General features: G+C 46.0%; 11 protein-coding genes. 10 read left to right on the top strand and 1 reads right to left on the bottom strand.

Annotated elements, in window-relative coordinates; genetic code table 11:
• The 9 genes from MICAI_RS13910 to MICAI_RS13950 all read left to right on the top strand — a co-directional run.
• A partial coding sequence (locus MICAI_RS13910) for an RNA-guided endonuclease TnpB family protein (protein WP_039900185.1) occupies positions 1-670 on the top strand: 670 nt, incomplete at its 5' end.
• An 82-nt stretch (positions 671-752) separates the two neighbouring features.
• Positions 753-1,103 (top strand): hypothetical protein, encoded by a 351-nt coding sequence (locus MICAI_RS13915; RefSeq protein ID WP_008203113.1) that lies wholly within the window; start codon positions 753-755, stop codon positions 1,101-1,103.
• Positions 1,104-1,115: 12 nt separating this feature from the next.
• Positions 1,116-1,943 (top strand): septum site-determining protein MinC, encoded by an 828-nt coding sequence (minC, locus tag MICAI_RS13920; protein ID WP_008203115.1) that lies wholly within the window; start codon positions 1,116-1,118, stop codon positions 1,941-1,943.
• A 187-nt stretch (positions 1,944-2,130) separates the two neighbouring features.
• Positions 2,131-2,931: a septum site-determining protein MinD gene (minD, locus tag MICAI_RS13925; protein ID WP_008203116.1), complete on the top strand. Its 801-nt coding sequence runs from the start codon at positions 2,131-2,133 to the stop codon at positions 2,929-2,931.
• Between the two features lie 29 nt (positions 2,932-2,960).
• Positions 2,961-3,248 (top strand): cell division topological specificity factor MinE, encoded by a 288-nt coding sequence (minE, locus tag MICAI_RS13930; protein WP_002764792.1) that lies wholly within the window; start codon positions 2,961-2,963, stop codon positions 3,246-3,248.
• Positions 3,245-3,433, top strand: a complete 189-nt coding sequence (locus MICAI_RS13935) for a hypothetical protein (RefSeq protein WP_008203121.1) — start codon at positions 3,245-3,247, stop codon at positions 3,431-3,433. The genes minE and MICAI_RS13935 overlap by 4 nt, the downstream gene beginning before the upstream one ends.
• Positions 3,434-3,755: 322 nt before the next feature.
• A complete protein-coding gene (gene ppc, locus MICAI_RS13940; RefSeq protein WP_008203123.1) occupies positions 3,756-6,812 on the top strand; it encodes a phosphoenolpyruvate carboxylase in 3,057 nt (1,018 codons plus the stop codon).
• 474 nt (positions 6,813-7,286) lie between these two features.
• Positions 7,287-8,570 carry a serine hydroxymethyltransferase gene (glyA, locus tag MICAI_RS13945; RefSeq protein WP_008203125.1) on the top strand — a complete coding sequence of 428 codons (1,284 nt, stop codon included), beginning with the start codon at positions 7,287-7,289 and terminating at the stop codon, positions 8,568-8,570.
• A 78-nt stretch (positions 8,571-8,648) separates the two neighbouring features.
• On the top strand, positions 8,649-9,713 hold the full coding sequence (locus tag MICAI_RS13950; RefSeq protein ID WP_008203127.1) for a glycosyltransferase family 4 protein: 1,065 nt from the start codon (positions 8,649-8,651) through the stop codon (positions 9,711-9,713).
• A 393-nt stretch (positions 9,714-10,106) separates the two neighbouring features.
• Here MICAI_RS13950 and dusB read toward each other — a convergent pair whose 3' ends face one another.
• On the bottom strand, positions 10,107-11,114 hold the full coding sequence (dusB, locus tag MICAI_RS13955) for a tRNA dihydrouridine synthase DusB (protein ID WP_008203129.1): 1,008 nt from the start codon (positions 11,112-11,114) through the stop codon (positions 10,107-10,109).
• A gap of 199 nt (positions 11,115-11,313) precedes the next feature.
• Between dusB and MICAI_RS13960 the strand changes: the two genes are divergently transcribed.
• Entirely contained in the window at positions 11,314-12,888 is a 1,575-nt protein-coding gene (locus MICAI_RS13960) for a glucose-6-phosphate isomerase (protein WP_008203131.1), read from the top strand.
• Positions 12,889-12,950 lie beyond the last annotated feature (62 nt).

The raw sequence follows: 12,950 nt of genomic DNA on the forward strand, positions 1-12,950 counted from the left end.
TTTCCCAGTAACAGATAAAGCCATCGGAATTGACTTAGGAATTAGTAGTTTAGTAATTACTAGCGATGGCGATAAAGTATCTAATCCTAAGCATTTTAAGAAACATTATCAGAGGTTGCGAAAAGCACAAAAAAATCTTTCTAGAAAACAGAAAGGGTCAAAAAATCGGGAAAAAGCAAGAATCAAAGTAGCCAGAATTCACGCTCAAATCACCGATAGTAGAAAAGACCATCTACACAAGCTAACCACTCAATTAGTCCGTGAAAACCAAACGATTGTGGTTGAGAATTTAGCCGTCAAGAATATGGTCAAAAACCCTAAATTATCTCAGGCAATATCTGATGTAAGCTGGGGAGAAATAACCCGACAATTAGCCTATAAATGCCGTTGGTATGGGAGAAATTACATCGAAATAGATAGATGGTTTCCTAGCTCTAAAAGGTGTAGTAATTGCGGGTATATTGCTGAGAAAATGCCGTTAAATATTCGAGAGTGGGATTGTCCAATCTGTGGGACTCACCATGACCGAGATATTAACGCCAGTAAAAACATTTTGGCCGCAGGGCTTGCGGTGTCAGTCTGTAGAGCGACCATAAGACCAGAACAGAGTAAATCTGTTAAGGCAGGTGCGGAACCCCGCAAGGGAAAGAAGCAGAAACCTAAATCGTGAGGTTTGGGAATCGCCGTCCGTTTTACGGCGGCGAGGATGTCAAAATTAAAGAAACATCTATACTGATAGCTGGTTAATTTTTATGAAAACTCTTGCCGATACGGACTTAAAAAGGCTAGAAGACTTAATTATCAACGGACAAAAAGCGCTCGAGACTCGTTTCACGGCGATCGAGAATAGTATCGTCGAAATTAAGGCTTATATTGGCGAAATTAAAGCTGATATTAAGGAAATCAAGCAAGATGTTAAATCCCTAGAGATAGGACAGGCAAAATTAACCGAAAGAGTCGAAGGGATGGATAATCGCCTCAAAATAGTCGAGGGCAGTCAAAAAAATCAAATTTGGGCATTGATAACCATTTTAGGCGGTTCACTGATTACCGCTTCCGTCGGTTTGCTGATCGCTATTTTACGCTTTGTCTTGTTTAAGTAAAAAATTATCTTTATGGATGAAACTAAAACCGGAATAAATCAAGAAATCGACCTAGAAACCGAAAAAATTGAGCCATTAGCCTCGGTAAGGTCGAGATACGCCCAAATCCACCTAAAAAGTGAGGGTGAGAAATTGGTGCTAATTTTACCCAAAACCAGTGCCGGAGAGACAAGTCAGGATTGGACAGATATCTTGACAGGATTGAAATATTATCTCCGTAATAGCGGCCAAAATAGCCCCGCTAGAACACCAGTACACCTACAGGCCAACGATCGCCTGATGGATACGCGCCAACTACAAGCGATCGCCACAATTTTAGACAGCGCCGAATTACCCCTACATACCATCCAAACCCAAAGAAGACAAACCGCAGTGGCAGCGGCAACTATGGGTTACAATGTCGAACAAATGCGATCGAGTCCCACGGTTTTTGGGGACGAGCAACCGCTGCCATCCCTCCTCGCCGAACCTTTGTACTTAAAAACCACCCTGCGATCGGGTGTAGAAATCCGTCACCCGGGTACAGTTATAATCATGGGCGATGTCAACCCCGGCGGATCGATCGTCGCTGATGGCGATATATTAGTTTGGGGGAGTTTGCGCGGTGTGGCCCATGCCGGATTCCGCGGCGATCGAGCGGCGGTAATTATGGCCCTGCGAATCGATTTAACTCAACTGAGGATCGCGGAATTAGTGGCACGGGCCCCGGCTTTAGATAGCGATCGCATGGAACCAGAAATTGCCTGTACCAGCGAAGGAGGAATTCGCATCATTGGGGCTTATAATTTTTCCAGAACCTACACATTTAAAGATAAAGTGGGGTGGGTCGAAAAAAGGTGAGCAGTGACCAGTAAACAGTGATCAGTAAACAGTGATCAGTAAACAGTGATTCAGTCACTGGTAAAAATAGCGATTAACTGCGTTGAAACGAAAAACTCTATAAAACTGATAACTGATAACTGATAACTGATAACTGATAACTGATAACTGATAACTAATAACTGATAACTGATAACTGATATAAATTATGGCTCGTGTAATTGTGGTGACATCGGGAAAGGGAGGAGTCGGTAAAACGACGGTAACGGCGAACTTAGGTTCAGCCTTATCTCAATTAGGCTGTCGAGTCGCCCTTGTCGATGCCGATTTCGGACTAAGAAATCTCGATTTATTGTTAGGATTAGAACAGCGTATCGTTTATACTGCCCTCGATGTGGTGGCGGGAGATTGTAGCCTTGATAAAGCTTTAGTTAAGGATAAAAGACAGGAAAATCTGGTCTTATTACCGGCGGCACAAAATCGTACCAAAGAGGCAATTACTGCCGATCAAATGAAGGATTTAGTCGCCCAATTGTCAAAAAGTTATGACTATGTATTGATTGATTGCCCAGCAGGAATTGAAATGGGTTTTCGCAATGCGATCGCACCTGCCCAAGAAGCGATCATCGTTACTACCCCAGAAATGTCGGCGGTGAGAGATGCCGATCGGGTGGTGGGATTACTAGAAAGCGAGGATATTAAAAGTATCCGTCTGATTGTCAACCGGCTGCGGCCGGAAATGATTCAACTTAACCAGATGATCAGCGTCGAGGATATTCTCGACCTCTTGGTAATTCCCCTGTTGGGGATTATTCCCGACGATCAAAAAATTATTATTTCCACTAATAAAGGGGAACCATTAGTATTAGAGGAGAAGACCTCTCTCCCCGCCATGGCCTTTAGAAACATTGCCCAACGTTTACAGGGTCGCGATGTGCCGTTTCTAGATTTAATGGCTGGTCAGGAAGGTTTTCTTACTCGTCTGCGTCGTCGCTTATTTGGGCCCTAAACTCTCTCATCTCAACCCCTTAACCTACTATGAATGACCTGATCGATAAACTTCTCGCATGGCGAGGTTCGGGCAAAAGTGGCGACCAAGCTAAAAAACGTTTAAAACTTATTCTGGCCCATGATCGCGCCGATCTTAGTCCCGAAATTCTCAATATGATGCGTCAAGAAATCTTAGAAGTGGTCAGTCGTTATCTTGATATCGACACCGAGGAAACCGAGTTACTCCTAGAAAGTGACCAACGAACTACAGCCCTGATTGCTAATTTTCCGATTCGTCGGATCAAACGCCGTCCTTTAACCGAGAAATTGCCATGAAAACTACACCGATCGAGCTTTGTCTTAGTCTAGCGGTTAGTCCCTTCCTTCTCTCCTATCTAGCCCTGCGTTCCCTCAATCATTGGTTAATTGAATTGGGCCAGGAAAGTGAGGAAGTGTTTCGCGGCGATCGCTTACCCCTTCTCAATATTGCCGATCAGTTACCGGCAAACAGTGACCGATGATCTTTTCTGGAAAGAGTTACCAGGAAAAAAGTCCTTTTGCTCCTGAAAAGAGGCTAGGATAGTGAAATTTTTGTTAAAAATTGCAAAAAATGTGATTCTTTGGGATAAAGTCTCATTTTTGACAAACCCTAAGAACTAATCATTTCAACAAAGTACATCCCGATATATCAGGGAACAGGGGATAGGGATTTAGGGAGATAGGGATTTAGGGAGATAGGGAAATTTCAGCTAAATTACCCACTGCCCCACTACCCCAACACCCAACACCCCACCCCACTCCTAACTCCTAACTCCTAACTCCTTTTCACTTTTTACTGAAATTATGAGCGTCCTTGTCCCCTCGACCGAAACCGAACAGGATATTTTCACCACTTCCAACCTGTTTCTGCAGCAAAGACTGAAATTAACCGAAGATTTATGGAAAGAAGTCTTGGTCTCCGAATGTGGTCAAGAATTAGTCGATTTACTGGAATTACTGCGCCATCTCTGTTCTGAGGAAGGACAAGTGACCGATGATAGTGCGGAAGCAACGATCGCCAAAATGATTGAAGACTTGGAACTAGGGGAAGCGATCAAAGTCACCCGCGCTTTTGCCCTCTATTTCCAGTTAATCAATATCATCGAACAACACTACGAACAAAGGGATCAGCAACTACTGCGACGGACGGTGATCGGGGAAGAAAACGAAAGTCCCAAGACAGACCCAACGCAAAAAAGCATTTTAGCCACCATTGTGGGGGCTGATTGGCTAGAAAAAACCCTGAACGGGTCCGATAATTCCAGCCCAAAATCGGGACTATTTCACTGGTTATTTCCCTATCTCAAACAGGTTAACGTCCCCCCCCAAGAAATCCAGCGTCTTCTCGATCAGTTAGATATTCGTCTGGTTTTTACGGCCCACCCGACGGAAATTGTCCGTCATACCATTCGCATTAAACAGCGCCGCATCTCGGGCATTCTCGAAAAACTCGACCAAGCAGAAGAAATCTTTCGCAGCATGGGGTTAACTAACTCCAGAGAAGCACAAACAGTCACCAAACAGTTAAAAGAAGAAATACGTTTTTGGTGGCGAACAGATGAACTACATCAATTTAAACCCACCGTCGTCGATGAGGTGGATTATGCCCTGCACTACTTCGATGAAGTTCTCTTCGATTCCCTACCCCAGTTAACCCTGCGTCTGCAGCAAAGCCTACAATCCTCCTTTCCCCGTTTACAAGCGCCGAAAAATAACTTCTGTCGCTTCGGTTCTTGGGTGGGAGGGGATCGGGATGGCAATCCCTCCGTTACCCCCGAAGTCACCTGGAAAACCTGCTGTTATCAGCGCAATCTGGTTATTAAAAAATATCTCGATGCTATTCACGACCTGACCAGTATTTTAAGCGCCTCCCTGCACTGGTGTCACGTCTTGCCGGAGTTGCTGGACTCTCTAGACAGAGATAAACAGCAAATGCCCGAAATCTATAGCCAGTTGGCCATCCGCTACCGTCAGGAACCCTATCGCCTGAAATTGGCCTTTATTCAAAAACGTCTGGAAAATACCTGCGATCGCAATAACCGCCTCAATGACCCGGAAGAACGACAATTATTAACTAAACTCAACGAAACCAACATCTATCGCTCCGGTTCCGAGTTTTTAGCCGAATTAAAGCTATTACAGCGCAGTCTCTTGCAAACTGGTCTTTCCTGTCAAGAACTCGAGCAACTGATCGCCCAAGTAGAGATTTTTGGCTTTGTCCTGACTCAGTTAGATTTTCGGCAAGAATCCACCCGTCATGCCGAATGTATCGAAGAAATCGCCGCCTATCTCGGAGTTTTACCGAAACCCTATGGCAAATTAACCGAATCAGAAAAAATCGCCTGGTTAGTGGAGGAATTAAAAACCCGTCGGCCCCTAATTCCCCGGGAAATGCCCTTCTCGGAAAGAACCTGCGAAACCATTGAAACCCTGCGAGTTTTAAGAAGTCTGCAAGGGGAATTTGGTCTGGAAATCTGCCAAACCTACATTATCAGCATGACCAACGAGGCCAGCGATGTGCTAGAAGTGCTGTTATTAGCCCAAGAAGCCGGTTTATACGACCCCGCCACTAGCCGCAGTTCCCTCCGCATCGTTCCCCTCTTTGAAACCGTCGATGACCTCAAACACGCCCCCGGCATCATGCAGACTTTGTTTGAATTGCCCCTCTATCGGGCAGCCCTAGCCGGCGGTTACGACCATTTAGCGGCTTTAAACGGGGAGGAAGTGACCCCGGAACCGGCCATCCTCGAACCGAGTAATTTACAGGAGATTATGGTGGGTTACTCCGATAGTAACAAGGATTCCGGCTTTTTAAGCAGTAATTGGGAAATTCATAAGGCCCAGAAGGCTTTACAGAAAACCGCTAAACAATACGGCGTGGATCTACGTCTTTTTCATGGCCGGGGCGGTTCCGTCGGTCGCGGTGGTGGACCGGCCTACGCCGCTATCCTCGCCCAACCCCGGGGAACTATTAACGGTCGCATTAAAATCACGGAACAGGGCGAGGTTTTAGCCTCGAAATACTCCTTACCGGAATTGGCCTTGTATAACCTCGAAACGGCCGTAACGGCAGTCATACAGGCAAGTTTACTGGGCAGTGGTTTTGATGATCTCGAACCCTGGAATCGCATTATGGAGGACTTGGCCACCTGTTCACGGCAAACCTATCGCAGTTTGATTTATGAAGAACCGGACTTTTTAGACTTCTTTCTGTCCGTGACTCCCATTCCTGAAATTAGTCTTTTACAGATTAGTTCCCGACCAGCCCGCCGGAAAAGTGGTCAACAGGATTTAAGTACCCTGCGGGCAATTCCCTGGGTGTTTAGTTGGACCCAAACCCGTTTTCTTTTACCGGCTTGGTATGGTTTAGGGACAGCTTTACAGATGTTTCTCGATGATTCTCCTAACCGAAATTTGGAATTGTTACGCCATTTTTATCACAAGTGGCCTTTCTTCCAGATGGTGATTTCTAAGGCAGAAATGACTCTATCAAAGGTGGATCTACAGATGGCCTATCACTACGTCAGTGAACTTTCTAAACAGGAAGATCGAGAACGTTTTGAACGTCTGTTTGAAAGGATTAAAGAGGAATATAATCGCACTAGCGAGATTGTTCTCCAGATCACTGGCGAGAAACATTTATTAGATAATGATCCGAGTTTACAGCGCTCGGTGCAGTTACGCAACGGTTCGATCGTTCCCCTCGGTTTCCTACAGGTGTCTCTCCTGAAGCGTTTACGTCAATACAATAGTCAAGCTCAATCCGGTGTGATTCATTTCCGCTATTCTAAAGAGGAGTTATTAAGGGGTGCTTTAATGACGATTAATGGTATTGCCGCAGGGATGAGAAATACCGGTTGATTACAGATAATTAATGGTAGTTTTCGGGTGGTTATCTTGAAGGTAATCCACCCTATTTTTGGGATTTGTAAACTTTTTGTATAATTTCTACTAAGTTGTTATTTTTCAAGGGAAAATCACAGCTAAAATTGGGCATTTGAGTAACGCACAGAAAACGGGTTTCTCGGAGAAACCCGTTTTCTACTCATGCACTCATGCAAAAAGGGGAATAAATAATCAGTCTTTAATAACCAGATTTAGTATTACTTCCGATTTTATTACTCAATCCCCACCGGGAAGGATTCTACTGGTTAATATTACTATTATCTATTAACTAAAAATGAAGATTTTACTGCTAACGGTTGACAATTGATGAGCGACCCCGAAGAGAAGCAATTAAGCTCACCGGTGTGTCGGAAGATTAGAGATTGTGCCAAAATGGAAGCAGTGACCCAATGATTACAGGTAAATTGTCAAAAAAAGGATCGAGTAACCGTGACTGATACCAACCTAGATATACTATCCCTGACGGATCCAGCGATCGCAGGGATTCTGCAAAAAGAACTGCAACGTCAAAGAGATCACCTAGAATTAATCGCTAGTGAAAACTTTACCTCGGCTGCCGTCATGGCCGCCCAGGGTTCGGTTTTAACCAACAAATACGCAGAAGGACTGCCCAAAAAACGCTACTATGGCGGTTGCGAATACGTTGACGAAGCGGAACAATTAGCGATTGATCGGGTTAAACGACTATTTGGGGCAAACCACGCCAACGTACAACCCCACTCCGGGGCCCAAGCTAATTTCGCCGTTTTCCTGACCCTCTTGCAGCCAGGCGATACGATTATGGGCATGGATCTCTCCCACGGTGGTCATCTTACCCACGGTTCCCCCGTTAACGTTTCCGGGAAATGGTTCCGAGTGGTACAGTACGGAGTAAGTCCCGAAAGCGAACTCCTGGACTACGATCTCATCCTTGACATCGCCCGCAAAGAAAAACCAAAACTAATTATCTGTGGTTATTCTGCCTACTCGCGCCGGATTGATTTCGAGAAATTCCGCACCATCGCCGACGAAGTGGGGGCCTATCTGATGGCAGATATCGCTCATATTGCCGGTTTAGTGGCCACCGGTCATCATCCTAACCCTCTACCCCACTGTGATGTGGTCACTACCACCACTCACAAAACCCTGCGCGGTCCTAGGGGGGGGTTAATTATGACCAAAGACGAGGAATTAGGCAAAAAATTCGATAAATCCGTCTTCCCCGGTACCCAAGGCGGACCCCTAGAACACGTGATTGCGGCGAAAGCTGTGGCTTTTGGGGAGGCCCTGAAACCGGAGTTTAAAATCTATTCGGGCCAAGTAATCGCTAATGCCCAAGCTTTAGCCAGTCAGTTGAAAGCTAGAGGGATTAAAATTGTCACCGATGGTACGGATAATCACTTGATGTTACTCGATTTAAGATCCGTGGGCATGACCGGGAAAGAAGCCGATCGCCTGGTGAGTACCATTAATATTACCGCTAATAAAAACACTGTTCCCTTCGATCCCGAGTCTCCCTTTGTCACCAGTGGTCTGCGCTTGGGTTCCCCGGCTATGACCACCAGAGGACTAGGAGAAACGGAATTTATCGAGATTGGCAACATTATCGCCGATATTCTCCTTAATCCAGGTGATGAAGTCCTGAGAACTGCTTGCCGTCAACGGGTAGCCAAACTCTGTGAAAGCTTCCCCCTCTATCCCCATCTCCATATTTCCGTCCCCGCCTTGGCCTAAAAAGAGAGATAATAAAAGTTCATAATTGGCGATTGCCTGTCAGTTGCCAATTGTGAATTAAATCGCCCCCCAATTCCCATGTCCGGAGATTTATACTATCTAATTGCTTTTCTGATCGCCCATACCGTGGTACTTTGGAGTACCCCCCTCGTCAGAACCGTCGGACTGAAAAGCGGTTACGTCGATAAACCCAACGAAAGGAAGGTCCATGAAAAGCCTATGGTTCGACTGGGGGGAGTTTCGATTTTTGTCGGCGCTTTAACGGCCCTCCTGATCGTTTGGTGGTTGGGAGGGTTTGCTGGTTTAAAAAGCGATCGAGAATGGGAAGTGTGGGGCGTAACCCTAGGCGGTTTCGGCTTTTTCCTCATCGGTCTAGCGGATGATCTTTTTAATCTTTCGCCCCTCAATCGTCTGGTAATGCAGTTTAGCGTCGCTTTTCTAGCTTGGCAAGCTGGCGTTAGGATCGATTTCCTCTCTATTCCCTTCGGCGATTTATTACAAATTCATTGGCTAAGTTTACCAGTTACTCTCCTCTGGTTAGTGGGGATGGCTAATGCGATTAATTGGATTGACGGTTTAGATGGATTAGCGGCGGGGGTTTCGGGTATATCTGCCGTCGTGATTTTGATTGTAACTTTGGTGATGGGACAACCGGCCGCCGCTATTATCGCCGCCGCTTTAGCGGGTGGGGCCTTGGGTTTTCTGCGTTACAATTTTAACCCCGCCCAAATTTTTATGGGGGATGGTGGGGCCTATTTTATGGGTTTTACCCTGGCGGGTGTGGCGGTGATTGGATTGGCGAAAACTACTGCTGTGACTACTGTTGCCGTTACCGCCGTCCTATTACCCTATCTCATCCTCGCAGTTCCTCTCCTCGATATGTCCACGGTGATTATTTCCCGTCTCAAACGCGGAAAATCCCCTTTTGTGGCTGATAAACGTCATTTACACCATCGTTTACTGAAAGCGGGTATCTCTCACCGTCTGACAGTATTATTTATCTACGCCCTAACTCTCTGGGTGGGCAGTTTAGCCCTCGGTTTCTCCAATGTTCCCAGTGGTTGGGGTTTTGCCTTTGGCGCGACTCTCCTCCTCGGTTACGTCGGTTGGCAAGTCTGGCGCAATCGTGGCAGTGAACCCTAATCCATCTTAAACTCGGCACGATGCTCTTCTAGGTTCTGTGTGATAAGTTTAATTGACATAGGATCGATCGATCTTTGTGTCCTTTGTGTCTTTGTGGTTCGTTCCACCCCCTCGCTCTTGAGAAATGTATCTTAGAATACATTTTACCCACCAAAGCTGGGAGAGCCGGCACGATAACTCTGGGAGTTTAGCAAATGTCTAACGAAACTGTAACTTATTTCCTTGAAACGGTCTTGACAACCGAGAGTTAGACTAATCATAAGTACCTAAGCAAAATTAATTACACATATCTAAACACCTCTTGCCTCTTGCCTCTTGCCTATCTTCACTAGGAAATTAATTTTGCACGACTACTTATCATCCAAAGTTTAGGATAACGGGTCAGTTCAACCGTTATCTGTAAATATTCTCGTTTTCAAGGTTTAATTGGGCAATAGCTCCATCAATTAAATCACAGCCCTCCCCCAGGGATTCGATGCGCGAAAACCGCTCGCGCCAAAGTGCCGCACCGGTAAAATCCTGACAATACCAAGCCAGATGTTTCCGCGCTTGCCAAATACCGCGTTGTCCCTTATATAGCCATAGCCCCTGTAAATGCTCTTTAGCTAGGCTTAACAGGTCAATAGAGGTGGGTTTCGGCAAATTTTTGCCTGTTTTGAGGTAATAATCGATTTCCCCCACCAAATAGGGATAACCGAGGGTTCCCCGCGAACACATCACCCCATCGGCCCGGGTAAATTCCAAACAATTAATCGCCGCTTCCACAGAAACAATATCACCATTAGCAATGACAGGAATTGATAAAACCTCCTTCACCCGTTTAATCCATTGCCAATCGGCCGGCCCGTGATAACCCTGTTCCCTAGTGCGTGCGTGCAGGGTCAACATTTGCGCTCCCGCATCTTCTAAACGACGGGCAAAATCGATAATATTAATCTCCTGAGCGTTCCATCCCAAGCGAGTTTTCACCGTTACTGGCACCGATACCGCTCCCACCACTTCCCTAACAATTTGCTCGGCAATTTCTGGCTGTCGTAAAAGCGAAGAACCGCCGCCTTTTTTAGTAATTTTATTAACAGGACAACCCATATTAATATCGATGGTCATCGCTCCTTCTTTAACCGCTTTTTTCGCCGCCACAGCCATAAAATCGGGACGGCAATCAAATAACTGCATACTAATTGGTTGTTCTTTGTCCCCGATAACCATCAATTGCGGTAACTCTTGCAGCTGGGAGATTTCTGTTGCATTAACCATCTCCGTATAGAGCATCGAATCAGGAGCAAAGCGTCTCACCAGGCGCCGAAAAACTAAATCGGTGACACCGGATAAAGGTGATTGCAAGACGCGGCTATGCACTTCTAAGTTACCGATTTTGAGAGGGGATGAGTAGATAGCCATAGGAAAGGTTAAAAAATCAACAGCCAACACCAGCAAACCGAACAATTAGGGGATAGTTCCGTCACTGTTAGCATTTTGCCAACCCCTAATATATGGTTAACCGTCAACTTCTAGTCTAAAACTACCTGTATGATGATTGGAGAGGATAGAATCCTATCTCCCCTAAACGAGTAATTAAACAAAAATTTCGCTTTTTTTTATGGATAATCTGCAACTCTGGCAACGTTACCAAGATTGGTTATACTATCACCCTAACCTAGAACTTTATCTCGATGTCAGTCGGATTCCCTTTGATGAGGCTTTTCTCAAAGGTCTAGAAGCAAAATTTGAGCGCGCTTTCCAAGATATGGCGGCTTTAGAACGGGGCGCGATCGCCAATCCCGACGAACAGCGTATGGTCGGCCACTACTGGCTGCGCGCTCCTGAACTCGCTCCTAACCAGGAACTGCGGGACGAAATCACCGAACCAATAGCACAGATCAAAGAATTTGTCAAGAAAATTCACTCCGGAGCGATTAAGCCACCCAATCGGGCAAAATTTAGCCATATTCTCTGTGTAGGCATCGGGGGGTCTGCTTTGGGTCCCCAATTCGTTGCCGAGGCTCTATCCCCCCTTAATCCCCCCTTAGAGATTGCTTTTATTGATAATACCGACCCCAAAGGTATCGATCGCACCTTAGCCCATTTACCCCTAGCTACCACCCTGGTTATCGTCACCAGTAAATCCGGCGGCACTCCCGAAGCGAGAAACGGAATGTTAGAAGTCCGCAACGCTTACGAAAAACAAGATTTAGACTTTCCGCCACACGCGGTCGCCGTCACTATGCCTGGTAGCCAACTGGACAAATACGCCCAAGATTGGCTAACTCGTTTCCCCATGCAGGATTGGGTCGGTGGTCGTACATCAGAACTATCCGCCGTCGGTCTTCTCCCGGCCGCTTTGCAGGGTATCGACATCGATGAAATGTTAGCCGGGGCCAAAGAAATGGACATCGCCACCCGCGTCCACAACCTGAAAAAAAATCCTAGCGCCCTACTGGCTCTAGCTTGGTATCATGAGGGCAACGGCAAGGGAGAGAAAGATATGGTGATTCTGCCCTACAAAGACAGTCTCTATCTCTTTAGCCGCTATCTGCAACAATTGGTCATGGAGTCCCTCGGTAAAGAAAAAGACCTCGAGGGCAATAAGGTGTACCAAGGTATCGCCGTCTATGGTAACAAAGGTTCCACAGACCAACACGCCTACGTCCAACAATTACGCGAAGGGATTCCCAATTTCTTCGCTACTTTTATTGAAGTGTTAAAAGACCGACAAGGAGATTCCATGGAAGTGGAAACCGGCTCCACTGCCGGTGATTTTCTCTCAGGATTACTGCAAGGTACTCGACAAGCTTTATACGAAAATAGTCGTCACTCTATCACTATCACTATCCCAGAGGTTACTCCCCGTCAGGTAGGAGCTTTAATTGCCCTCTACGAACGGGCCGTTAGTTTCTATGCTAGTTTAGTTAATATTAACGCCTACCATCAACCCGGGGTAGAAGCAGGGAAAAAAGCCGCCGCTTCTATTCTGGATTTACAAAGAAAAATCGTGCAAGTTGTTCGGGAAACGGGAACTGCTCTCGACTTAGCCACTCTAGCGGCCAAAATCAGCGCTAGTGACCAAGTTGAAGCTATCTATAAAATCGTCCGTCATCTCCACGCTAATCAGCGCAGTTTAACTATTACTGGCGATTTAAGCAAACCGGAAACGATCCAAATCTCTGCACGCTAATCAGTTATCAGTTATCAGTTATCAGTTATCAGTTATCAGTTATCAGTTATCAGTTATCAGTT

Source organism: Microcystis sp. T1-4 (genome assembly GCF_000297435.1).
Classification (GTDB): Bacteria; Cyanobacteriota; Cyanobacteriia; order Cyanobacteriales; family Microcystaceae; genus Microcystis.

Coding starts and splice junctions, on each gene's coding strand:
- MICAI_RS13915 (WP_008203113.1), top strand. CDS start 753: ATGAAAACTCTTGCCGATACGGACTTAAAAAGGCTAGAAGACTTAATT.
- minC (WP_008203115.1), top strand. CDS start 1,116: ATGGATGAAACTAAAACCGGAATAAATCAAGAAATCGACCTAGAAACC.
- minD (WP_008203116.1), top strand. CDS start 2,131: ATGGCTCGTGTAATTGTGGTGACATCGGGAAAGGGAGGAGTCGGTAAA.
- minE (WP_002764792.1), top strand. CDS start 2,961: ATGAATGACCTGATCGATAAACTTCTCGCATGGCGAGGTTCGGGCAAA.
- MICAI_RS13935 (WP_008203121.1), top strand. CDS start 3,245: ATGAAAACTACACCGATCGAGCTTTGTCTTAGTCTAGCGGTTAGTCCC.
- ppc (WP_008203123.1), top strand. CDS start 3,756: ATGAGCGTCCTTGTCCCCTCGACCGAAACCGAACAGGATATTTTCACC.
- MICAI_RS13950 (WP_008203127.1), top strand. CDS start 8,649: ATGTCCGGAGATTTATACTATCTAATTGCTTTTCTGATCGCCCATACC.
- dusB (WP_008203129.1), bottom strand. CDS start 11,114: ATGGCTATCTACTCATCCCCTCTCAAAATCGGTAACTTAGAAGTGCAT.
- MICAI_RS13960 (WP_008203131.1), top strand. CDS start 11,314: ATGGATAATCTGCAACTCTGGCAACGTTACCAAGATTGGTTATACTAT.